This is a genomic window from Cypionkella sp., assembly GCF_034376685.1.
Taxonomy (GTDB): Bacteria; Pseudomonadota; Alphaproteobacteria; order Rhodobacterales; family Rhodobacteraceae; genus Cypionkella.
On record NZ_JAXMJJ010000086.1, the window covers coordinates 25042 to 46639 of the forward strand.

Consider the following 21598-nt stretch of genomic DNA (forward strand, 5'->3'; position numbering starts at 1 on the left):
ATTTGCCGGGCTGGCCGTTGTCGAACTGGCTGTGGCCGCGCTGGCCTTGACTGTCGTATTCCGCATCACTTGATCCCTCATCGCAGGGGCCCAAAGGCCGCACCCGCTTTACCGACCCCGCTTTATCCGCTACACCAAGATAGTTCAATGATTCATGAGCAGTTGAAACGTGGAGAAATCCCAAGCCCTCGCCGCCCTGTCCGCGCTTGCCAATGGGGCAAGGCTGGATCTGATGCGTCTGCTGATGCCCTTGGGCGATCAGGGACTGGCCGCAGGCGAGATCAGCCGCGCGCTGGGCCTGTCGTCGTCTCGGCTGTCGTTCCATCTGGCGGCGCTGGAGCAAGCCGGCCTGATCCGCTCGCGCAAACTGGCGCGCAACGTGTTCTATTCGGTCGACGCTGCCGGCATGGGGGCGACGATCAGCTTTCTTCTGAACGATTGCTGCATGGAACACCCCGAGGTGATGGCCTGCTGCCGCCACGGCCAAAGCGTGGCGGCGCCAATTATAGCACCCGCTAAGGAGCCGCAGGAATCGTAAACACCTGCCCCGGATAGATCAGGTCAGGATCTTTGATCTTGTCCTTGTTAGCCTCAAACACATGCACATACAGCACGCCATCGCCAAAATTCTGCTGCGCGATGCCCCACAGCGTATAGCCCGGCTGCACCGTGACAGAAACCGGAGCCGTTTTTGCAGGGGCCACAGCCGCAAGTTCGTCTGCCGCAGGTTCAGCGGCAACAGGAGCGGCGGCGGCGGCGATGGCAGCAGCAGGCGCAGTTTCTGGAACAGGTGCTGGGTCAGGGATCGCTGCGGCGGCGTCAACAGGTGCGGCCTCGATAACAGGTGCTGTATCCGCGGCGGCGGTTTCAACCGCAGGTGCGGCATCGCCCACCGCAACCTCTGCCCCGGCAGCAGGTGACGCCGGAGCCACCTCGGCAGCAGCATCCGCAGCAGTCGGAGGTGCAGGAACAAGCTCAGGCGCAGTGTCCTCGGCCACGTCCACCACACTGGCTGCCGCGTCCACGCTGATCTCAGGTGCCGCCGCAGCAGCAGCCAAAGCCGCCAAAGCCTCACGTTTGAACGGCGTCTCAAACCGCGACGTGACCGTGCCATCCCCCGCCAACTGATCCACCCGCAGCGTGTAAATCCCAGCCGCCACATCGGCCAATGTTGTGGCCCAAGCCCCCTCCGGCCCCGCCATGACATCCGCAATCGCAGCACCGTCCAGATAGACCCGCAAGCCCGCGCCCGCCGCAGCCCGACCGCCCAGCATCACCGCACCATCGGGGGCGTAGCTGATCGTATCCACCACCACATGCGCGGCCATCTCGGCAGGTTCCTCGCCTGCGGACTGCAAAACCTTCACCCCCTCAGGCGCGACCAACACCGCCGCCGGGGCCTGCAACGTGGGCTCTGCCGCACCTGCCGCCGCCACATCCGTCGCGCCAATGACCGGAGCCAGCGCCATCCTCTCAGGCCCCCGCACCGCCACGCCATCCGCGCCCGTCGCCTGCAATGTCAGCAGCCGCGCAACCGGGCTGGGCGGCAGATCGAACAATGCCGCAAACTTGCCCTGCCCGTCTGCGACAGCCTGCGCCACCTCGACCTCATCCACCAGCAACGCCACCGTCGCCCCCGGAGCAGCCACCCCCGCCACCGTCGCAGCCCCATCCGGGGCCACGCGCGCCACGTCAAAGCGCGGCAGAATAGCCGCAGCCGCATCAACCGGGGCCTCACTCGGGGCAACCCCTTCCGCAACCGGGGCAGCATCGCTCGCAGCGGCTGCTGGCTCGGCCACCGCAGTTTGCGCCGCAGCAACTTCTGCCGAAGCCGCCGCCGCCGCGCCCTCATCAGCCGCTGGAACCTCAGCGACAGGTGCAACCACCGCCACCTCATCTGCCACCGAAGGCTCACCCTCAGGCGCACGCAAAAATCCGAAATATCCCGCGACGGCCACCACCGCCGCGCCTCCCACCAGCACCGCCCCACGCGCCGCAGCGCTCAAGCCATTCCAACCAGCCATCGTTTCCCCCGATCTGGGCCTGTTCCCGGCCCTTCTTTCTTTCGTCATGGAACCGCTATATCAGGCGTTAAAGCAACAATTTTCGGATAGATATGCTCATGGCCCGTGCTCTGCCTTCGATCTGTGTCTTCTGTGGCGCGCGTCCCGGCCACAACCCGGCCCACACCGCCGCGGCCCGCGCGATGGGCGCAGCGATTGCGGAACAAGGCTGGCGCTTGGTCTACGGCGCGGGTGATGTGGGGTTGATGGGTGAGGTCGCCCGCACGGCCCAAACCGCAGGCGCGCCCACCTTCGGCGTCATCCCCACCCATCTGATGTCTGCAGAGCGCGGCAAGGGCGATCTCAGCCAATTGGTGATCACCGAGGATATGCACGAGCGCAAGAAGGTGATGTTCATGAACTCGGATGCCGTCGTGGTGCTGCCGGGCGGTGCCGGATCGCTTGATGAGTTTTTCGAAGTGCTGACCTGGGCGCAAATCGGCTTGCACCGCAAACCGATTTTCCTGCTGAACTCGGAAGGCTACTGGACCCCGCTGATCGCCCTGCTTGATCACATCATCGCCGAAGGCTTCGCAGACGCTTCGATCAAAGGCTATTTCACCGCCATCCCCGATGTGCCTGCATTGACCATTGCCCTACGCGCCGCCTTGGCCTGAGGCCTCTCGAAAACAGGCAGAAAAGTTGCGCCCGCTCAGGACAAATCCACCACGGTAATCTCGGGGGGCACACCAAAGCGGATCGGCAGACCCGAGCACCCAAGCCCACCCGACACCACCAGATCGCGCGCGCCCTCGCGAAAATGCCCATAATCAAACCGCTGACCAAACCGCGACGGCACCACCGGGGCCCAAGGTCCAAAGCGGATCTGCCCGCCATGGGTATGGCCGGAAAGCGTCAACGCCACCCGGTCCGGCACGGTGATGAACTGATCCGGTTCATGCGCCAGCAAGATCGCCGGATCATCCCCCGACATCTGCGCCACCACCCCCGGCACATCTGACATCCCAATAATATCGCGGCGGTTCTCGCGTTGAAAACAGGCTTGGCTTTCGGTGCCGCCCAACCAGAACGCCGCCCCGGCCGCCCCCAGCTTGACCGCCCGATTGGCCAAAACCGGGATGCCAGCCGCCTCAAGCACCACCTGCGTGTGGCAAGGCCCCGCCCTGCGCGCCATCGCTTCGCGGTCATCCCACCAATCATGGTTGCCCGTCACTGCGTAAACTCCCAGCGGAGCCCGCAACCCCGCCAAAATCGGGGCCACCACGTCAATCGGCACCTTGCGGGTCTGAAACCGATGCGAGGCCCGGTAATCCCCCATCAGGGCAATCAGATCGGCACCTTGCGCATTGGCAAGCTCGACCACCCGCGCCACCCGCCGCTCATCCATGCCAAAGCTGGATGCGTGCAAATCCGCCACCATCGCAATCCGCAGCCGCTGCCCGCGCCGCCACCCCGCTGGCTGCAGCGCCCAGTTTTGCACATGCAACCGCAAAGCCGCTTCTGCCACAGAATAGCCTCCCATGAAAAAGCCTGCCAGGGTTCCCCCCAGCAGGCTTTTCAAAAATCCACGCCGACTGATCATGGTCGGAATGTCATCGCGTTACAGCTTTGCCGCAACCGCTTCCCAGTTCACCAGCTTCTCAAGGAAGTTCGACAGATAAGCCGGGCGCTTGTTGCGGAAGTCGATGTAGTAGGAATGCTCCCACACATCACAACCCAGCAGCGCGGTCTGCCCGAAGCACAACGGGTTCACGCCGTTCTCGGTCTTGGTGATCTTCAAAGCGCCGTCCTTGTCTTTCACCAGCCAAGCCCAGCCCGAACCGAACTGACCAGCGCCTGCGGCGGCGAAATCTTCCTTGAACTTGGCAACCGAGCCAAACGCCTCAACCAGCGCCTTTTCCAGATCACCCGGCATGGCTTTGCCCGCAGGCCCCATCACTTCCCAGAACAGGTTGTGATTCCAGTGCTGGCTGGCGTTGTTGAAGATGCCATTCTGAGCGACCGAACCGGCGACATAGGTGCCTTTGACGATCTCTTCCAGCGACTTGGACTCCCACTCGGTGCCCGCAATCAGCTTGTTGCCGTTGTCGACATAGGCCTTGTGGTGCAGATCGTGGTGAAATTCCAACGTCTCTTTCGACATGCCAAGGCCTGCCAAAGCGTCATGCGCATAGGGAAGATCGGGAAGGGTAAAAGCCATCGGATTAACTCCTGTTCAGATGTGCGTTGCCCTCTATAAGTGACTTTGAAACGCCAAGGTCAAGGGCAACTGCGGCATTTCCCGACTTCTTTACTTATTCTCGCGCAACACCTTGGCAGCCGTCACTTGCTGACCGTGCAGCGCCCCTCGCTGGAGAAGTGGTTGTCATACCCCACGGGCGTCACCGTCATCGACAGCCGACCGTCCTTGAACACCCGCGCGCGATACTGCCAGGATGTTGTATTGGTTGGGCCTTTCAGCGATTTCAGCCGCCAGTCAAACACAGCGCGCACATCGCTTTCCGACTGCAACTTGCCTTGAATAGGCTTGCCGACGGTGCTCATGATGATCGGATCATTGACCAATACCTCACCCGAGGCTTTGTCATACGAGATCACATATTCGGGCTGGATCACCGAATCCGAGCGGCCAATGACCGGTTTGCAATTATAAATCACCGGCTTGGCGCTGGCGGCACCTGTGGCCAGGGCCAAGGCAATCGCAACCATGCAACCTTCAACAAACGACTTCATATTCACATTCCCTGTTTGAATAGCCCAGAAATCCGACGCATCGCGACTGACAACGGCTTAGCCTTTGGATTTCGACTTTTTGGCCTTACCGGTCTTTTAGTCAGTGACTTCGCATTTGCCTGAAGCGGTAAAGTTTATCGCCTCGCCCGGCACGCCTGCGGCCATAGCAGTCATTTTTGCCGTCATGGTTTTGGGATCAAGCGTATTGCGATAATACATATTGGCCGTCGCACCATACATGTCTTTCACCGGAATTTTCCAAGTGAACAGAAGCTTGTCGCCTCTGGCCTCAAGCTTGGCATCCTGCGGTTTTCCAAGCTTGTATTTGATATAGCCATCAATCACAGCCGCTTCTGGATTCCCCTGCTCGTAAGCGAATATATAGCGGTCCGTAATGAAAGACTTTTCGTTCGTCTTATACGTACAATCCACAACTTCGGCGTGCAGAGACGACGCCGCACACATAACGGCGCCAAGCGCCAAACCAAATTTGAACATCATTTCCCATTCTGATCATGCCTGACCTGACGCTAGCGGAGCAATTGCCCGCCAGCAAGATTGCTCAAATGGGAAATCAATGAAATCTGATCGAAACGACGTCAATCCAACTCGCTGCCCGGTATCGCAGAATGGCTCAGCAAGCCCATGACATAAGCGGCAACCGAGCGGAAACACACCAGCGTATAGCCGTCGCCGTCTTTCCAGAACGCCGCTGCCACTTGCGCGGCACGGGTGCGGCGCAATTCCTTCGGCCCCAGGGTCGCGAAATCCACCGGGGAAAGCTTCGCCAACACCTGATCGGCCTTCGCCCCCTCAATCCGAAATACCGCGCGGGCATCCGACAGCGTCACTGCCAGATGATGCTGACCGCGCAAAGCCTCGGCAATCGCCGCCAGCGCCGCATCGGTTTCGCCATAAGGCAGCATCAGCAGATATTCATCCGGGCTCATCCAGCCCGCCGCCTTCTCGCCCGCAATCTCGATCTGGCGCGGCTCTGGCACGCCCGTGCCCACCGCCGCCATGATTGCCGCCGCCAAGCCCGGCAGATCGGATTTGGCGCGCAAGGAAATCATCCCAACCGGGCCAATCTCCCGCACCTTCGCAAATCCGTCAAACGAGGCATGTCCTAAAGCGCTGACCACATTAGACATTATTCTTCTCCCCGTCTTTGTCATAGAACACCGGATCAACCACCTTGGCCTTCACCACACCGCCGGTGATCGTGGTAAACTCCACCACATCGCCAATCCGGTCCAAGCCACCCTTGATCAACCCCATCGCAATGCCCTTTTTCAAGGTTGGCGAGTAATAGGTCGAGGTCACCCGACCTTGGGTATTGCCCTGCCCATTGGCGTTCTTGCCCGCCGAGGGAATATAAGCGCCGTCCTGAATGACCGAGCCATCCAAAGTCTCAAACCCAGCCAGCTTCCAGCGATCCGGCGAGGCCAGGAAATTGCGCTCCTGCCCGCGCTTGCCCAGGAAATCAGCTTTCTTCTTCGAGATCGCCCAACCGAGGTTCAAATCCTGCGGAATAATGGTGCCATCCGTCTCATCGCCGATCATGATAAAGCCCTTTTCGGCCCGCATGATGTGCAGTGCTTCCGTGCCATACACCATCGCGCCAAACTCAGCGCCCGCCGCGTGCAAAGCTTCCCAGAACGCCAACCCCATGCTCGCCGGAACTGCGACTTCATAGGACAACTCACCCGAGAAACTGATCCTGTACACCCGTGCAGGAAAGCCGCCCAAGGTGCCATCTGCCCATTGCATGAACGGCAAGGTTTCCTTGGAAACATCCATCCCGCCCAGTTTCTCCAGCACTTTCCGCGCATTAGGGCCAACCACCGCTACCTGAGCCAGCTGCTCGGTCACGTTGGCGGTGTAAACCTGCCAATCCCACCACTCGCATTGCAGCCAATCTTCCATCCAAGCATGGATGCGATCCGCCCCGCCCGAGGTGGTGTGGCAAAGCCAGGTATCCTCATCAATCCGCGCGACAACGCCGTCGTCTGACAGGAACCCCTGCTCGGAACACATCAACCCATAGCGGCACTTGCCCACCGGCAAAGTGCTCATGACGCCCGTGTAAAGCATGTCCAGAAACTTGCCCGCATCCGGCCCTTTGACGATGATCTTGCCAAGCGTCGAGGCATCCAGCAGGCCCAGATTGGTCCGCGTGTTGATCACCTCACGATGCACCGCCTGCTCATGGTTCTCACCCGCGCGTGGGAAGGTATAGGGCCTGCGCCACAGACCTACAGGTTCGAAATAGGCATGGTTCTTCTCATGCCACGCGTGCATCGGCGTCTTGCGCAACGGCTGGAAGATATCGCCGCGCGACTCGCCTGCCAAAGCGCCCAAAGTTACAGGCGCATAGGGCGGGCGGAAGGTGGTGGTGCCGACCTGCGGAATCTCTTCATGCAACGCATCAGCAAGCACGGCGAGTCCATTGATATTGCTCAATTTACCCTGATCCGTCGCCATGCCCAAAGTGGTGTAGCGCTTGGTATGCTCGACCGAAGTATAGCCCTCGCGCGCCGCCAGCTGAACGTCCGAGACTTTCACATCGTTCTGATAATCCAGCCACATCTTGGCCTTCAGCTTCGGCCCGGCACCCTGCGGCATGATCCAGACCGCTTCCATATCAGCCTCGGGCGAGGCTTCCGCCATCGCAGCCACAGCCTCGGCCTTGAAGCCCGCAGCCTCGGCAGCAGTTTGGCCACCCTTGGCCGCATCGACCAAAGCCTCAGCCGCCGTCATCGCACCATTGGCGTTACCCACTGGCACCACCATCGCCAAGCCATCCTGCCCGGTCGGCGGACGCGTCGCATCGGGGCGGAAATGCGCATGGGTCTTGTCCCACACCAGCTTACCGCCGCAATGGCTCCACAGATGCACCACCGGAGACCACCCCCCCGACATCGCCACCGCATCGCAGGAAATCTCTTCCAGAACAGCGCCTTCGCCTGCCTGCACGCAGAGCGACACGCCCGTCACCCGCTTGCCGCCCTTGACCTTGGCAATCGCGCGGCCCGCCTCAATGCGAATACCCATCGCACGCGCTTTCGCAGGCAAGGCCCCGGTCAGAGTAGCACGCGCATCAACGATACACGGCACCGCAAGCCCCGCCTCCTTCAGTGCAATCGCGGTGCGATACGCGTCGTCATTGTTGGTCACAACAACCGTGCGGTCGCCCGGCGACACCGCATAATTCACCACAAACTCGCGCACCGATCCAGCCAGCATGACGCCCGGAATATCATTGCCCGCAAACGACAACGGCCGCTCAATCGCCCCTGTCGCCGTCACGATCTGGCTCGTGCGAATCCGCCACAACCTATGCTTGGGCCGCCCATCGCCCGGCGTGGTATCGGCGATCTTTTCTTCCGCCAGCACATAGCCGTGATCGTAAACCCCAGCCCCCATCGTGCGCAGCCGCATCGTCACATTCTCAAGTGCTGCAAGGCTTTGCACGGCGGAGTTAATCCAAACCTCAGCCGGTTTACCCTCAATCACATCGCCATCGACAGGCGCACGCCCACCCCATTGCGCCGATTGTTCCAGCAGCATCACCCGCGCACCAGAGGCCCCCGCGACCAGCGCTGCCTGCAGACCCGCAATGCCGCCGCCAATCACCAGCACATCGCAGAAGCTGTAGGTATACTCATAGCGATCCGCATCGCGCGCGGTCGGAGCCTTACCCAAGCCAGCCGAACGCCGGATGATCGGCTCGAACACATGTTTCCACGCAGCCCGCGGCCACATGAAGGTCTTGTAGTAGAACCCCCCCGGCAGGAACCGCGCCAGAGTGTTGTTGATCACCCCCACGTCAAATTCCAGCGTCGGCCAGTGGTTCTGGCTGGCCGCTTCCAGCCCGTCAAACAATTCCGTGGTGGTCACGCGCTGGTTCGGTTCAAACCGCCCCTCACGCCCCAGACCGACCAAAGCGTTCGGCTCTTCCGGCCCCGCCGCCACCAACCCACGCGGGCGGTGATATTTGAAGCTGCGGCCCAGCAGCATCTGGTCATTCGCCAGCAGCGCCGCCGCCAGAGTATCCCCAGCCAAACCGCGCATCTTCTTGCCGTTGAACGAAAATTCCTGCGGAGCCGAGCGGTCGATCAGACGACCACCTTTTGAGAGACGGGTGCTCATTTGTAGCCCTTCCAGTCCGGCCGTTTGGCCTTGATCTTGTCTTGCAGATCGGCAGGCGGTGCCGAAGTTTGCGCCGGATAGGTGCCGAACACCTCCAAAGTGTTGGTATCCCGCGCCGCCAAGAACCACTTGCCGCAGCCATAGACATGCCGCCACCGCTCAAAATGCACCCCTTTGGGGTTCTTGCGCGCGAACATGTAGTCTTCAAACTCGGTGTCCGAAGACCCCGGTCCAAACCGCTTCAGATGCGCCTCGTAGCCGGGGCTCAGTTCGGTTTCTTCGGCTTTGACGCCGCAATACGGACATTCCAGAATCAGCATAGCGTCATCCCTGTTGGCAATTTGACCGCAGCAGCCGGGGCCATCTGCGGATACGAGAAAAGGGCGGACACCGCACGGTGTCCGCCCAAAATTAGGTTATCAATACTAGCCCGCAGGCCCGCAGTGTTACGGGTTAGCAGGGGCTGCCGGAGGCGTGGCAGGTGCCGGGTCAGCGGGCGCAGGCGTGACTGGATCAGCGGGCGAGGGAGTGACCGGATCGGCAGGAGCCGGAGCGATGGGGTCAGCCGGGGCTGGTGTAACGGGGTCAGCCGGAGCTGGGGCCACTGGATCAGCCGGAGCGGGAGTTTCAACTGTGACAGAGTTGGTCGTGCCGTTGTTGTCCGCCGCCGTGGTCGCTCGGTCGCCAAAGACGAACCAAAGCAGCAAAGCCACCGCGACGACAAGACCGCCGACGATAAAGCCGATGTTGCTGGATTTGGTGACAGGCACATTACTTTCGGGTGGGCGATATTGGTCAGACATGATGCAGTCTCCTTGCAGAAGGTATCTGCCAAGATAACGCGGCTCAGCCCGTTTTGGTTCCACAAGGGCGCAAAACCCGCCATCAATGCGCCACCCCAGCCGCCACTGACTCGTCAATGAACTGGCCTTCCTTGAAGCGCCACATGTTGAACGCCTCGGCCAAAGCCCCCGGCTCGCCCTTCGCCATCAACTCGGCCATCGCCCAGCCAGAGCCCGGAATAGCCTTGAAACCACCGGTGCCCCAACCGCAGTTGATGAAGCAGTTCCCCAACGGCGTCTTCGAGATGATGGGTGAGCGATCGCCGGTCATATCGACAATCCCGCCCCATTGCCGCAGCATCTTCAGCCGCGAGATCATCGGGAACGTCTCAATCAGCGCCCGCAGGGTTTCCTCGATATGGTGGAAAGACCCGCGCTGGGTGAAGTTGTTGAAACCATCGGTGCCGCCGCCGATCACCATCTCCCCCTTGTCGGATTGCGACATATAGCCGTGCACGGTGTTGGCCATCACCACCACATCCATGCAGGGCTTGATCGGCTCCGATACCATCGCCTGCAAAGCCACCGCCTCAATCGGCAAACGGAAGCCGGCCATTTCCGCGACCTGGCCGGAATGCCCCGCCACCACCACGCCCAGCTTTTTACAACCGATGAAGCCCTTGGTGGTCTCAACCCCGGTCACAACGCCAGCCTCAGACGTAACGCCCTTCACCTCGCATTGCTGAATAATATCCATACCCATATCGGAACAGGCCCGCGCATAGCCCCAAGCCACCGCATCATGCCGCGCCGTGCCACCGCGCGCCTGATACAACGCCCCCAGCACCGGATAGCGCGGCCCGTCGATGTTGATGATGGGCACCAGTTCTTTCACCCGCTGCGGCGAAATCCATTCGGTCGCCACGCCTTGCATGTTGTTGGCATGCACCGTGCGCAAATATCCCCGCACCTCATGATGGGTCTGGCCCAGCATCAGCAGGCCACGCGGGCTGAACATCACGTTATAGTTCAGATCCTGCGACATCGTCTCATACAGGCTGCGTGCCTTCTCGTAGATCGCAGCCGAGGGGTCTTGCAGGTAGTTCGACCGGATGATCGTGGTATTCCGACCAGTATTACCACCGCCCAGCCACCCCTTTTCGATGATCGCGACATTGGTGATGCCGAAATTCTTGCCAAGGTAGTAGGCGGTCGCCAGACCATGCCCACCCGCCCCGACGATGATCACATCGTAGTGCTTTTTCGGCGCGGGTGCTGCCCAAGCGCGCTCCCATCCAAGGTGATAATTCAGCGCCTCTTTGGCGATGGCGAAAACCGAATAGCGTTTCATGGGCTGGCCCTCATATCTTCCGCCGCTTATCGCGTGATCCCTGCTTTTATCCCGCAACAGCAGCGGCACAATCGGGAAAATTGCGACATGGCTGGCGGTTTCAGCCAGATCACCGCCCTGCGGCAGAATCCCCCCTTTTGTGCAGGGGGCAAACCGCCTACATCGGGGCCAGTGTGTAAGGGGCGGATGATGCAGGATTGGATCTTTTGGGCGGCTTTGGTGGCGCTGACAATCGGAGTCGGGGCGATCCTGCTGCAAGCCTACCGCCGGGGCGATGCTAGCAGCGACAATGACGCCGCCCTGAAAGTCTACCGGGATCAACTGACAGAGGTCGACCGCGATCTCGCCCGTGCCGTGATCTCGCCCCCCGAGGCCGAGCGTCTGCGCACCGAAGTCTCGCGTCGCCTGCTCGACGCCGACCGCGCGCGAAAATCTGCCCCCGCAGCCGGCAGGTCGGGCAAGCTTTGGCCCACCGCCCTTGCCCTGATCCTCGCCGCAGTGGCAGCGCTTTACACCTACGACCGCATCGGTGCGCCCGGTTATGGCGACCTGCCGCTGACCGATCGCCTTGCCATCGCCGATCAGGTCTACCGCGACCGCCCGAGCCAAGCCGCAGCCGAGGCAGCCGCCCCAGTGCAGCCCAGCCCCGTGCAGCCCGATCCCGAATTCACCGCCCTGATGGAAAAACTCCGCGCCGCCGTGATCGCGCGCCCGGACGACGCGCAAGGCCTTGCCCTGCTTGCGAAAAACGAGGCCCAGCTTGGCAATTACATCGCCGCCCGCACCGCCCAGCAACATCTGCTGGATCTGATGGGCGACAACGCCTCGGCCAATGATCACGCGGGCCTTGCCCAGACCATGATCTTTGCAGCAGGTGGCCTTGTCACCCCCGAGGCTGAAAAACACCTGATCCGCGCGCTGGAGCTTGATCCTACCAACCCGCTTGCCCGCTATTTCTCCGGCCTGATGTTTGCCGAAATCGGCCGCCCCGACCGCGCCTTCGCGCTGTGGGAACCCTTGCTGCGGGAAAGCCCCCCTGATGCACCGTGGATCGCGCCCATTCGCGGTATGCTGCAAGACACCGCCGATGCTGCGGGCATCAAGTATCAACTCCCCGCCGCCAAAGGCCCCAGCGCCGAAGATGTCGCCAACGCAGGCGAGCTTTCCGCCGCTGATCGGCAAGACATGATCAAAGGCATGGTCAACCAGTTGGAAACCCGCCTGACCACCGAGGGCGGCCCGGTCGAAGAATGGGCCAAACTGATCACCTCGCTGGGCGTGATCAATGAAAAAACCCGCGCCAAAGCCGCCTATGACAAGGCGCTGGCCGTGTTCCAAGCTGACGATGCCGCCTTGGGTCAGATCGAAGCCGCAGCCTCGACCGCCGGAGTCACCCCATGATCCTGACCGACATCACCGAATTCCTCGCCGCCCTGCCCGCCAACCGCGCCATCTGCGGCCTTGATCTTGGCGACAAGACCATCGGCATCGCGGTGTCTGACCTGCGCCGCAGCGTTTCAACCCCGATCCACACCGTCCGCCGCACCAAGTTCACCGAAGACGCCGCCGCCCTGCTGAAAATCCTCACCGAGCGCAATATCGCCGGCATCATCCTCGGCCTGCCCCTGAACATGGACGGCTCTGAAGGCCCCCGCGTGCAATCCACCCGTGCCTTTGCCCGCAATCTGATCAAGCTGACCGACCTGCCAATCACCTTCTGGGATGAACGCCTGTCCACCGTTGCGGCCGAACGCGCTTTGATCGAAGGCGACACCTCACGCAAACGTCGCCGCGAAGTCATTGACCAAGTCGCCGCAGGCTATATCTTGCAAGGCGCGCTGGATCGGCTCAGCTACATGGGCCGCACCCCACCAGCCCCCGAACGGGACGAGGACTGAATGGACGAAGTCTGGAAACGCGAAGAAATCCAAAGCCCCTGCGTCAAGCTGTGCGTCGTCCATCCCGAGGCCCGCATCTGCGTCGGCTGTTTCCGCAGCATTGACGAGATCGCCAGCTGGTCCCGCCTGACGCCCGCCGAACGCAAAGCCATCATCGCAGACCTGCCCTCCCGCGCCGGAACCCTCAGCAAACGCCGCGGCGGTCGCATGGCCCGCCTTGGCGGCAAAGATTGACACGATTCAACGCTCCAACGCTTTCCCCATAGCCCACCGGACCTAGATGGATGCGCTGAAGCGCCCAGACCTAGCTGACCAGCAGATCATCCGCCAGCGCGGCCTTGGTGGTGTTCAGCACGGTCAGAACATCGCCAGCGCCAAAATTGAACACCACATTCGCACCATATTGCATCGCATGGCTCAGCGCCTGCGCCGCCGTCGTCACCCCGGCAAAGCCGCTCAGCACGATCGTATCCACGTCATTCTCGAAATCCATCACCCGATCCGCGCCATAGGCTTTCTTGAAAATGAACTGATCCGCCCCCGCGCCCCCGGTCAGCAAATCCTGCCCGCCACCGCCATCCAGACGGTCTGCGCCCGCACCGCCAAACAAGCTGTCTTGCCCGCCAAGCCCGTTCAAGCGGTCATTGCCCGCCCCGCCGATCAGACGATTGTTCAACGCATTGCCGGTTCCGGTGAAATCCCCGGTGCCTATGAAGCTCAAATGCTCCACTTGTGTCTGCGCCTCAAGTCCCGGACGGTTCAGCGCGTAAATCCGCGCTTTGCTCAGCACCGTATCGATGCCCTCACCTACCAATTCGCGCACAGAATCAGCGGTTTGGTCGACGATGTAGACATCATTACCCATGCCGCCATAAAGCTGATCGCGCCCGGTGCCGCCATCCAGCGTGTCATTGCCGCGCCCGCCAAACAGCGCGTCAATCCCCGCGCCACCGATCAAATGGTCCAAGCCATCCTGCCCGAACAGGAAATCATCCCCCGCCAGACCCGAGATCAGATCATGCCCGGTGCCGCCATACAGAAAATCATTCGAGATCGCGCGCCCGGTGATCGTGTCATTGCCGCCATAGCCAAAGCCAAAGCCTGCATATTCCGCTGCATCGGTGCCCGGCTCTCCGGCCGCGATTTCATAGGCTTCATTGCGCAATTTCATCTTGACCATGCTGACGCTGACCACTTCGCCTGCCGCCTCATCGGCGGTGCCGCGCTGACCTAGCGAGAACGCATTCAACGCATGGGCCAGAGAATGTTGGTGCCGCGCGGTCAAACTGCCATCCGCATTGATCACCATCAGGCTGGAGGCCCCGGTCTGCAGCCCCGGAAACCAGCCCAAGCCCATCCCCTGCCCGGCAAACCATTCATAGCTTGCGGTCGAGAGATCATTTTCATCCAGCGGAACCTTCGGATCATCCACCTTGCCATCTGCATTGGTCTCGGTGATCAGCACCGCATCCCCGGCAACCGGTGCAAACAGCGTTGCCAACAAGGCAGTCAATTCTGCAGTGGTGGTCGGCAGATCGGTGCCCATCCAGCCGGGATAGAGATGCGACGACCACACCAGACTGTCGCCCACGCCGGCGCGCAGATAATCCAGCGCCGAGACGCCATCAATCATCGTGCCCGCCAGCGTCAGAAAATCACCGTTATAGCCCCAGCCGCCGACCAGTATTTTGCCCTCGGCCCGCGCCTCAATCAACTCGGTCAAAGCAATCGCATGATCGGCGTAAAGCTTGACGAAATCGGTCTTGTCGAGATCACCCTGCGTGCCATTGGCGCGCACCGAATGCTTGTAGCCAGCGGATTCGTTCATCAGCTCCCAACCGTAGACCGCATCCTCCACCGCTGGATTCTGGTCCATCCAGTCGAACAGTTTGGTCCAGGCCCCGGCGACATCGCCATAGTTTTCTTCAAGCGCGGCATAGGCTTCGGCATTCGTCAGCGCGGGCCAGCCTTCAATATTGCGGCCAATGTTCTGCGCATCGCCGCCCGCGTAAACCATCGTCAGCTGATAGCCCGCAGCCGTGGCCGCCGCCAGAAAACGCTCCATCTGCGGATGCAGAGAGCCGTCAGCGTTGAAGGAAAACTCGTTGAACTGCACCCGCAGATTGTTCACCAGCGGCAGCGCGGTTTTCATGCTGGCGACGAATTGCTCGGGGTCGCCATACATGTCTTGCGGGATCAGTTGCACCGGATCTTGCCAGGTGCCGCCCGAACCGTCCGCCGCCTTCATCACGATGTTGATCATCGCAATCGAACTTGTCGATGTTCCCGCAGTCAATGCCATGCCAAGCAGCCTTCTGAACTCATGCGCCCAAACCGCCCGACAAGAAGCCCCCCAGCCCCCTGCAAGCGCAGAATGATCGCTGCCGCGCAACCAGCGCACCAAGGATCAATCTGCGAAAGATGTGGCGTAACTTCGTGGTAAAACTTGGGCAATTTCGCGCAGATGGCACGGCCATTTTGCACGAATGTATGCAGTGTATCACTGCAACCTAAGGTTGCATATATGAATAATCTCTAAATTCAGAACAGTAACGCTCTGATTTTCCTATGTTAAATTTGGTCCCGAGTTGGGACCAGGCCCAAAACCTACCAGCCCAAAACCTTGCGCAGCATATTCAATGCCACCAGCGTGATGAACACCGCAAAGGCCCGTTTCAACGGCTTCGGATCCATCGCATGCGCCAGCTTCACCCCCCAAGGCGTGGTCAGCATGGTCGACCCAATCACCACAAGAAACGCCGGCAGATTGACCGCCCCCACCGTATAGGGCGGCGCATTTTCAATCGGCACGAATAGAAACCCCAGCACCGAAGGCGTCGCAATCAACACCCCCAGCCCGGCCGCCGTGGCGACAGCCCGGTGGATCGGCACGCCATAAAGGCTCATCAACGGCACCCCAAACGTGCCGCCGCCAATCCCCATCATCGCCGAACAAAACGCCAGCACCGACGCCATGATCCCGCGCGTCGGCTGCCCCGGCAGTTCAGTGCCCAACCGCCAGCTAGGCTTGCCAAACGCCATGTAAAGCCCCGCCAACCCCGCCAGCACCCCGAACACCACCTGCAACACCACCGACTTCACCAGCGCCGCCACCAACGTCCCCGCCAAGGCCCCCGCCACAATAAACGGCGCCCATTCGCGCAGCATCTGCCAATCCACCGCGCCCTTCTTGTGATGCGACGCGACCGAACGCGGCGAGGTCACCACGATCGTCGCCAGCGATGTCGCGACACAAATCTGCATCAGCTGCGGCCCGTCATAGCCGAGATGGGTGAACGCATAGAAAAACGCAGGCACCAGCACGATGCCGCCGCCCACCCCCAGCAACCCAGCGACCACCCCGGCCACCCCGCCGATCACAAATAACAACGCCACCATCGGCAAGAGTTCAGAAATGTCAGGCATGGCGGCTCCTCTTTCGGATACGAAACATCCGCCCAGACTTAGCCGGACTTCGCGGCGCATACCAGCCGTTCAGACCTTTCCCTCCTGCACAATCCCAGTTAAGTCTCACCTCTTGTCTGACATTTGAGGTCACCCATGCCGAAATCCGTCTCGCTCATGCGCTACTCTTTGATCCTTGGCCTTGTCGCAGCCGTCGGTCCGTTCGCGATTGATATGTACCTGCCCGCGATGCCAAATATCCAAAGCGATCTGGCCACCACGATGCAGGCGGTGCAGTGGACGATTGTGGCGTATTTTCTGGCCTTCGGTGTGGCGCAGCTGATTTATGGCCCTTGGGCCGATCAGGCGGGCCGCAAACCTCCGATGTATGCGGGGCTTGCGCTGTTCATGATCGGCACGGTGATCTGTGCCGTAGCCCCAACGGTGGAAATGCTGATCTTCGGCCGCTTCATCCAAGGCATCGGCGGCGCGGCCAACATGGTCGTGTTGCGCGCGATGATCCGCGATCTCGCGACCGGAGCCGATGCCACGCGGATGATGTCCACCATCATGATCGTCATCGCCATCTCGCCGCTGTTGGCTCCGCTCTCGGGCTCAGCGCTGATGGCGTTTGGTTCATGGCGGTTGGTGTTCTGGGCCTTGTTGCTGGCCGCAAGCCTCAGCTTCTTCATGATCTATTTCATGGTGGATGAGACTTTGCCCCCGGAAAACCGCCAGCGCTTTGACCTGATCACCATGCGCAAAGGTTTGGGTGTGTTGTTCACCGACCGCGGCTTTCTGGCGATGACCTTCCTTGCGGGCTTTGCTTTCGCCAGTTTCTTCGTCTTCATCGCCTCGGCCTCGTTCGTCTACACTGGGCAATTCGGCCTCAGCCCGACGCAGTTCTCCTTCGCCTTCGCGGTCAATGCCTTCGGATTTTTCGCGGCGTCACAGTTTGCCGCCACCATCAGCCGCCGGGTTGGTGCGAAGAGGATGATCGTGCGCGCGACCACCGGCTTTGCGCTGGCCACTTTCGGCCTGTTCGCACTGGCCTTGCTCGGCTTTGCCAATCTCTACGTCACCATTGCCGGGCTGTTCTTGGCCAACATGTTCCTTGGCGTCGTGCTGCCGACAGCACAAGTGCTGGCACTCGAAGAACAGGGCGAACATGCGGGTTTGGCGGCGTCTTTGGGCGGCACCATGCAGATGGTCGCGGCGGGGGTTCTGGTGGCGGCAACCGGGCCGTTGATGGATGGCACCGTGGTGCCGATGCTGGGCGCGATTGCTTTGTGCGGCGTGATCGCCTTGGTGCTGTCGCGGCTGATCCCGCGTCACGCGGCGGTGGCAGCTGCCTGAAGTTCGGCCAAAGCGGCGTCTAAAACATCCAAGCCAGCGCCGGGTTTGTTGGCCCGTTCCGACAACACCCGGCGCCATCCCCGCGCGCCGGGACGCCCGCTGAACAACCCAAGCATATGTCGGGTGATCTGGTGCAACCGCCCGCCCTGCGCAATGTGATCTAGGATATAGGGCCGCATCGCCTCAACAGCGCCGAAGGCATCCAAGCCCGAAGCCTCACCCCACAAAGCATCGGCCCCCACCAGCACCGAAGCCGGATCATGGTAAGCCGCGCGCCCCAGCATCACCCCATCGAGCCCCTGATCCAGCAGCGATTGCGCCTGCCCCAGCGAGGTAATCCCACCGTTGATACAGATCGTCAGCTGGGGAAACGCCGCCTTCATCCGCAGCACGAGGTCATAGTTCAAGGGCGGAATCTCGCGGTTTTCCTTGGGGGAAAGCCCCTTCAACCAAGCCTTGCGGGCGTGGATGATAAAATGCGTCACCCCCGCCGCCGCGACTCTTTCGATGAAATCCGGCAGAACGACCTCGGGGTCTTGATCATCGACGCCAATCCGGCACTTCACCGTCACCGGCACATTTGCCTCAGCGATCATCGCCGCAACACACTCGGCGACTAATGAAGGCCGCTCCATCAGCACCGCGCCAAAGCAGCCCGATTGCACCCGGTCTGACGGACACCCGACGTTTAGATTGATCTCATCATAGCCCCAAGCGCCCGAAATCCGGGTCGCCTGCGCCAACTCGCGCGGGTCCGAGCCGCCTATTTGCAGCGCGATTGGATGTTCCTCGGCGCTGTAATCCAGCAGGCGGTTTTTTGGCCCATGCAGGATGGCGGCAGCCGTCACCATCTCGGTATAGAGCATCGCGCGGCGGGTCATCTGGCGGTGGAAGAACCGACAATGCCGATCAGACCATTCCATCATCGGCGCCACCGACAGGCGGTGCGCCGTGGAAAGATCAGAATTTTGCGCGATGCTTGACACGTTTCAACCCGTTATAAGCCGACCATGCGGCAATGCAGCGGGCAAAATAGCGCCAAGCCGACAGGAAGCCAAGCCGCTTCGACCACCAGCGCCGTTTAACGCAACCTTGCACCCGCGGCATCGAACAAACGCGCGCGGGTCGCATCAAAGTATAGATCCAGCGTCGCACCGGGGCGCGCGGTGGTTTCGCGTTGTTCGGCCACCACAGCCTCGCCATTGCCAAGGCGCGCATGGATATAGGCCGTCGCGCCCAGTTTTTCGACCACTTCAACGGTGATGGGCAAACGGATGCCCTCGGTCTGGTCAAGATGCTCGGGCCGGATGCCGAGTTGCACAGCGGCTCCGAAGGCGAGGGGCGTTTGCAGCGCGGGCAAAGGCACGGTGATGCCGCCCAGATCAAGCCCCTGCGCGGTCACCGTGGCGCTCAGAAAATTCATCCGGGGTGAGCCGATAAAGCCCGCCACAAACGCATTGTCAGGATCATCATAAAGCTGCATCGGGGGGCCGACCTGTTCCACTCGCCCCGCCCGCAGCACGACGATTTGATCGGCCAGCGTCATCGCCTCGGTCTGATCATGCGTCACATAGATGATGGTGTTGCCAAGTGCCTGATGCAGCTTGGCAATCTCCACCCGCGTCTGCACCCGTAGTTCGGCATCCAGATTGGACAGCGGCTCGTCGAACAAAAACACCTGCGGATCGCGCACGATGGCGCGGCCAATGGCGACGCGCTGGCGCTGGCCGCCCGACAGTGCCGCAGGCTTACGCTCCAACAATGGCTCCAGTTGCAAAATCGCGGCGGCTTTGGCGAGTTTCTCGGCAATCTCGGCCTTGGGGCGATGCGCCATCCGCAACCCAAAGGTCATATTCTCGGCGACCGTCATATGCGGATACAAAGCGTAGGATTGGAACACCATCGCCAGCCCGCGCGCCGCGGGATCGGTGTCATTCATCCGCACGCCGCCGATGTTCAGCGTGCCCGAGGTGATCTCCTCCAGCCCCGCAATGCAGCGTAGCAGGGTGGATTTGCCACAGCCCGAGGGCCCGACGAACACCGTAAACGCGCCCTTCTCGATGGAAAGCGAGACATCGCGGATCACATCCACCCCGCCGAAGCGCTTGCACAGATTGAGCAATTCGATTTGCGGCATGGCTTAGCCTTTCACTGCGCCAACGGCGATGCCGTCAACGATCTGGCGCTGGAAGAAGATGTAGATCGCGATGATCGGCGCTGCGGCCAGCGCAATCCCGGCACACAGCAGCGGCACATTGGTGGTATATTCACCGCGCAGAGCCGCGATGCCGACCATCACCGTGCGTTCCTTTTGCAGAACGAGCAGCGAGATCAGCACGTCGTTCCAGCAATAAAGCGTGTTCAAAATCCCCAGCGTCAGCAGCGCGGGCTTGCCCATCGGCAGCATCACATTCCACCAGATTTGCAGCAGAGACGCGCCATCCATCCGCGCCGCCTCGACCAGTTCGCGCGGCAGGCGGGAATAGAATGCGGTCATCAGATAGACGCAGAACGGCAGGAAAAACGCGGTATAAGCGATGATCAGACCGATCCGGGTGTTGATCAAATCCAGCGCCAGCATGGTGCGATAGAACGGCACCAGCACCACCTGCACCGGGATCATCAGGCTGGCGAGGATCACGATGAACAACGCCCGCCGATACGGAAACCGCAGCATCGCCAGCGCAAACCCGGCCATCGACGAGGTCAGCAAGAGCAATGCCACCGCCCCGGCCGTGACCGTCACCGAATTCAGCAGATAATCGCCCAGATGCGACCGCGTCCAAGCGGCGAAAAAGTTTTCCAGACTGGGCGCATCAACCACCCCAAAGCGATCCAAAATATAGCCCTTGTTGGTTTTCAGCGCATTATTGACAGTGAAAAACACCGGATAAATGCACGACAGCGCCAGCAGCGCCATCGGCACACTCGCCGCGCGCAGCAGCCATTTCTCATGCCTATTGCGGATCGCCATGCCTGCCCCCTACGCGTTCGCGTTGCGCGACATGATGCGGATCTGCACATAGGCCAGCCCCGCCATGCCGACAAACAACACCATCGAAATCGCCGCCGCATAGCCGGGCCGGTTCATCTTGCCCTGCTCCATCCAGATCAGAAACTCGGGCAATGTCGTCGCCGTCCCCGGCCCACCTGCGGTCAGCACATAAATCAGCCCAAACATGGATGTCAGCACGCCGATCGTGGTGACAACCGCGACAAACTCCAGAATAGGCCGCATCGCAGGCAGGATCACATGCCACCAGATTTGCCCCGGTTTGGCGCCATCCAGACGCGCAGCCTCAACCAATTCACTCGAAACCGTCGACAGCCCCGCCATGAAGATCAGCACCGACATGCCGAACGTCGCCCAAAGCTGCACCGCGATCAGGCAGGCCAGCGCCGTCGCACCCTGCCCCAGCCAATCCACCGCCTCAATCCCAACCGATCTCAGCGCCGCATTCAGGCTGCCATCATAGCGCAGCACCACGTTGAAAATCGAGCCGATGATCACCGCCGACAGCACCGCCGGAAAGAAATACACCGCGCGGAACAGCTTGCCGCCCGGCACGCCCTGATGGATCAGGATCGCCAGCAGCAACGGCAACATCACCCAGATCGGCAGGGTTGCGAGCAGGATCAGCGTGTTGATCAGGCTGTCATGGAACGCCGCATCCGTGGTCAAAGCCCGGTAGTTGTCCAGCCCTACGAACTTCGCCCCTCCCGCGCCATCGCCAGAGGTGAACGACAACAAGAACCCCCAAGCCAAGGGAAACATGCGGAAAATCGCGACCAAAGCCACGGCGGGCAGCACGAACAGGATCGCGATGCGTTGCTCGGATCGGTTTGCCATTGGGGCCTCTTGCAGAAGAAATGGGCCGCCCAACACCGGGCGACCCA

At 61.1% G+C, this 21598-nt stretch carries 22 protein-coding genes; 6 read left to right on the top strand and 16 right to left on the bottom strand.

The window, feature by feature from the left end:
* Positions 1-169: 169 nt before the first annotated feature.
* The gene (locus tag U1A24_RS16515; RefSeq protein WP_322323079.1) at positions 170-538 is read left to right on the top strand and encodes a helix-turn-helix domain-containing protein; all 369 of its coding nucleotides are present in this window, start codon (positions 170-172) and stop codon (positions 536-538) included.
* Here U1A24_RS16515 and U1A24_RS16520 read toward each other — a convergent pair.
* Entirely contained in the window at positions 516-2024 is a 1509-nt protein-coding gene (locus U1A24_RS16520; protein WP_322323080.1) for a LysM peptidoglycan-binding domain-containing protein, read from the bottom strand. The genes U1A24_RS16515 and U1A24_RS16520 overlap by 23 nt on opposite strands.
* 98 nt (positions 2025-2122) lie before the next feature.
* Here U1A24_RS16520 and U1A24_RS16525 point away from each other — a divergent pair, with 98 nt between their 5' ends.
* Positions 2123-2680 (top strand): TIGR00730 family Rossman fold protein, encoded by a 558-nt coding sequence (locus tag U1A24_RS16525; RefSeq protein WP_322323081.1) that lies wholly within the window; start codon positions 2123-2125, stop codon positions 2678-2680.
* 35 nt (positions 2681-2715) lie between these two features.
* Here the strand turns inward: U1A24_RS16525 and U1A24_RS16530 are convergent, their stop codons facing one another.
* The 9 genes from U1A24_RS16530 to U1A24_RS16570 all read right to left on the bottom strand — a co-directional run bounded on the left by U1A24_RS16530 (position 2716) and on the right by U1A24_RS16570 (position 11042).
* Positions 2716-3606, bottom strand: a complete 891-nt coding sequence (locus tag U1A24_RS16530) for a metallophosphoesterase (RefSeq protein ID WP_322323082.1) — start codon at positions 3604-3606, stop codon at positions 2716-2718.
* A gap of 18 nt (positions 3607-3624) precedes the next feature.
* Entirely contained in the window at positions 3625-4224 is a 600-nt protein-coding gene (locus U1A24_RS16535) for a superoxide dismutase (protein ID WP_322323083.1), read from the bottom strand.
* A gap of 122 nt (positions 4225-4346) precedes the next feature.
* Positions 4347-4757, bottom strand: coding sequence for a hypothetical protein (locus tag U1A24_RS16540; RefSeq protein WP_322323084.1), 411 nt, complete (start codon positions 4755-4757; stop codon positions 4347-4349).
* Positions 4758-4853: 96 nt separating this feature from the next.
* On the bottom strand, positions 4854-5258 hold the full coding sequence (locus tag U1A24_RS16545) for a hypothetical protein (RefSeq protein WP_322323085.1): 405 nt from the start codon (positions 5256-5258) through the stop codon (positions 4854-4856).
* Positions 5259-5356: 98 nt separating this feature from the next.
* Positions 5357-5908 carry a sarcosine oxidase subunit gamma gene (locus U1A24_RS16550; RefSeq protein ID WP_322323086.1) on the bottom strand — a complete coding sequence of 184 codons (552 nt, stop codon included), beginning with the start codon at positions 5906-5908 and terminating at the stop codon, positions 5357-5359.
* Complete coding sequence (locus U1A24_RS16555; RefSeq protein ID WP_322323087.1) at positions 5901-8909, bottom strand: sarcosine oxidase subunit alpha family protein; 3009 nt, start codon at positions 8907-8909, stop codon at positions 5901-5903. The genes U1A24_RS16550 and U1A24_RS16555 overlap by 8 nt, the downstream gene beginning before the upstream one ends.
* Positions 8906-9229, bottom strand: coding sequence for a sarcosine oxidase subunit delta (locus U1A24_RS16560; RefSeq protein ID WP_322323088.1), 324 nt, complete (start codon positions 9227-9229; stop codon positions 8906-8908). The genes U1A24_RS16555 and U1A24_RS16560 overlap by 4 nt, the downstream gene beginning before the upstream one ends.
* Positions 9230-9355: 126 nt before the next feature.
* Complete coding sequence (locus U1A24_RS16565; protein WP_322323089.1) at positions 9356-9712, bottom strand: hypothetical protein; 357 nt, start codon at positions 9710-9712, stop codon at positions 9356-9358.
* An 82-nt stretch (positions 9713-9794) separates the two neighbouring features.
* Entirely contained in the window at positions 9795-11042 is a 1248-nt protein-coding gene (locus tag U1A24_RS16570; protein ID WP_322323090.1) for a sarcosine oxidase subunit beta family protein, read from the bottom strand.
* Positions 11043-11231: 189 nt separating this feature from the next.
* On the opposite strand from U1A24_RS16570, the gene ccmI reads away from it, so the two are divergent.
* From ccmI to U1A24_RS16585, 3 genes are read left to right on the top strand one after another with little or no spacing between them, the layout of a single operon-like run.
* Positions 11232-12443, top strand: coding sequence for a c-type cytochrome biogenesis protein CcmI (gene ccmI, locus U1A24_RS16575; RefSeq protein ID WP_322323091.1), 1212 nt, complete (start codon positions 11232-11234; stop codon positions 12441-12443).
* Positions 12440-12940: a Holliday junction resolvase RuvX gene (gene ruvX, locus U1A24_RS16580; protein WP_322323092.1), complete on the top strand. Its 501-nt coding sequence runs from the start codon at positions 12440-12442 to the stop codon at positions 12938-12940. Before ccmI ends, ruvX begins: the two co-directional genes overlap by 4 nt.
* Positions 12941-13174 carry a DUF1289 domain-containing protein gene (locus tag U1A24_RS16585; RefSeq protein ID WP_322323093.1) on the top strand — a complete coding sequence of 78 codons (234 nt, stop codon included), beginning with the start codon at positions 12941-12943 and terminating at the stop codon, positions 13172-13174.
* Positions 13175-13244: 70 nt separating this feature from the next.
* On the opposite strand, the gene U1A24_RS16590 is transcribed toward U1A24_RS16585, so the two are convergent.
* Positions 13245-15242: a calcium-binding protein gene (locus tag U1A24_RS16590; RefSeq protein ID WP_322323094.1), complete on the bottom strand. Its 1998-nt coding sequence runs from the start codon at positions 15240-15242 to the stop codon at positions 13245-13247.
* 305 nt (positions 15243-15547) lie between these two features.
* The gene (locus U1A24_RS16595) at positions 15548-16366 is read right to left on the bottom strand and encodes a sulfite exporter TauE/SafE family protein (RefSeq protein ID WP_322323095.1); all 819 of its coding nucleotides are present in this window, start codon (positions 16364-16366) and stop codon (positions 15548-15550) included.
* A gap of 156 nt (positions 16367-16522) precedes the next feature.
* Here U1A24_RS16595 and U1A24_RS16600 point away from each other — a divergent pair, with 156 nt between their 5' ends.
* Entirely contained in the window at positions 16523-17701 is a 1179-nt protein-coding gene (locus tag U1A24_RS16600) for a multidrug effflux MFS transporter (protein WP_322323096.1), read from the top strand.
* Here the strand turns inward: U1A24_RS16600 and dusA are convergent.
* The 4 genes from dusA to U1A24_RS16620 form a co-directional block, all read right to left on the bottom strand.
* Positions 17677-18687: a tRNA dihydrouridine(20/20a) synthase DusA gene (gene dusA, locus U1A24_RS16605; RefSeq protein ID WP_322323097.1), complete on the bottom strand. Its 1011-nt coding sequence runs from the start codon at positions 18685-18687 to the stop codon at positions 17677-17679. The two genes, U1A24_RS16600 and dusA, sit on opposite strands and share 25 nt — an antisense overlap.
* Before the next feature lie 95 nt (positions 18688-18782).
* The gene (locus U1A24_RS16610) at positions 18783-19838 is read right to left on the bottom strand and encodes an ABC transporter ATP-binding protein (RefSeq protein ID WP_322323098.1); all 1056 of its coding nucleotides are present in this window, start codon (positions 19836-19838) and stop codon (positions 18783-18785) included.
* Between the two features lie 3 nt (positions 19839-19841).
* A complete protein-coding gene (locus U1A24_RS16615) occupies positions 19842-20675 on the bottom strand; it encodes a carbohydrate ABC transporter permease (protein ID WP_322323099.1) in 834 nt (277 codons plus the stop codon).
* Positions 20676-20684: 9 nt separating this feature from the next.
* Positions 20685-21551 carry a sugar ABC transporter permease gene (locus U1A24_RS16620; RefSeq protein WP_322323100.1) on the bottom strand — a complete coding sequence of 289 codons (867 nt, stop codon included), beginning with the start codon at positions 21549-21551 and terminating at the stop codon, positions 20685-20687.
* Positions 21552-21598 lie beyond the last annotated feature (47 nt).

Coding starts and splice junctions, on each gene's coding strand:
- ruvX (WP_322323092.1), top strand. CDS start 12,440: ATGATCCTGACCGACATCACCGAATTCCTCGCCGCCCTGCCCGCCAAC.
- U1A24_RS16585 (WP_322323093.1), top strand. CDS start 12,941: ATGGACGAAGTCTGGAAACGCGAAGAAATCCAAAGCCCCTGCGTCAAG.
- U1A24_RS16590 (WP_322323094.1), bottom strand. CDS start 15,242: ATGGCATTGACTGCGGGAACATCGACAAGTTCGATTGCGATGATCAAC.
- U1A24_RS16550 (WP_322323086.1), bottom strand. CDS start 5,908: ATGTCTAATGTGGTCAGCGCTTTAGGACATGCCTCGTTTGACGGATTT.
- U1A24_RS16610 (WP_322323098.1), bottom strand. CDS start 19,838: ATGCCGCAAATCGAATTGCTCAATCTGTGCAAGCGCTTCGGCGGGGTG.
- U1A24_RS16615 (WP_322323099.1), bottom strand. CDS start 20,675: ATGGCGATCCGCAATAGGCATGAGAAATGGCTGCTGCGCGCGGCGAGT.
- U1A24_RS16540 (WP_322323084.1), bottom strand. CDS start 4,757: ATGAAGTCGTTTGTTGAAGGTTGCATGGTTGCGATTGCCTTGGCCCTG.
- U1A24_RS16525 (WP_322323081.1), top strand. CDS start 2,123: ATGGCCCGTGCTCTGCCTTCGATCTGTGTCTTCTGTGGCGCGCGTCCC.
- U1A24_RS16555 (WP_322323087.1), bottom strand. CDS start 8,909: ATGAGCACCCGTCTCTCAAAAGGTGGTCGTCTGATCGACCGCTCGGCT.
- U1A24_RS16535 (WP_322323083.1), bottom strand. CDS start 4,224: ATGGCTTTTACCCTTCCCGATCTTCCCTATGCGCATGACGCTTTGGCA.
- U1A24_RS16560 (WP_322323088.1), bottom strand. CDS start 9,229: ATGCTGATTCTGGAATGTCCGTATTGCGGCGTCAAAGCCGAAGAAACC.
- U1A24_RS16620 (WP_322323100.1), bottom strand. CDS start 21,551: ATGGCAAACCGATCCGAGCAACGCATCGCGATCCTGTTCGTGCTGCCC.
- U1A24_RS16530 (WP_322323082.1), bottom strand. CDS start 3,606: ATGATCAGTCGGCGTGGATTTTTGAAAAGCCTGCTGGGGGGAACCCTG.
- U1A24_RS16565 (WP_322323089.1), bottom strand. CDS start 9,712: ATGTCTGACCAATATCGCCCACCCGAAAGTAATGTGCCTGTCACCAAA.
- U1A24_RS16600 (WP_322323096.1), top strand. CDS start 16,523: ATGCGCTACTCTTTGATCCTTGGCCTTGTCGCAGCCGTCGGTCCGTTC.
- U1A24_RS16520 (WP_322323080.1), bottom strand. CDS start 2,024: ATGGCTGGTTGGAATGGCTTGAGCGCTGCGGCGCGTGGGGCGGTGCTG.
- U1A24_RS16595 (WP_322323095.1), bottom strand. CDS start 16,366: ATGCCTGACATTTCTGAACTCTTGCCGATGGTGGCGTTGTTATTTGTG.
- U1A24_RS16570 (WP_322323090.1), bottom strand. CDS start 11,042: ATGAAACGCTATTCGGTTTTCGCCATCGCCAAAGAGGCGCTGAATTAT.
- ccmI (WP_322323091.1), top strand. CDS start 11,232: ATGCAGGATTGGATCTTTTGGGCGGCTTTGGTGGCGCTGACAATCGGA.
- U1A24_RS16545 (WP_322323085.1), bottom strand. CDS start 5,258: ATGATGTTCAAATTTGGTTTGGCGCTTGGCGCCGTTATGTGTGCGGCG.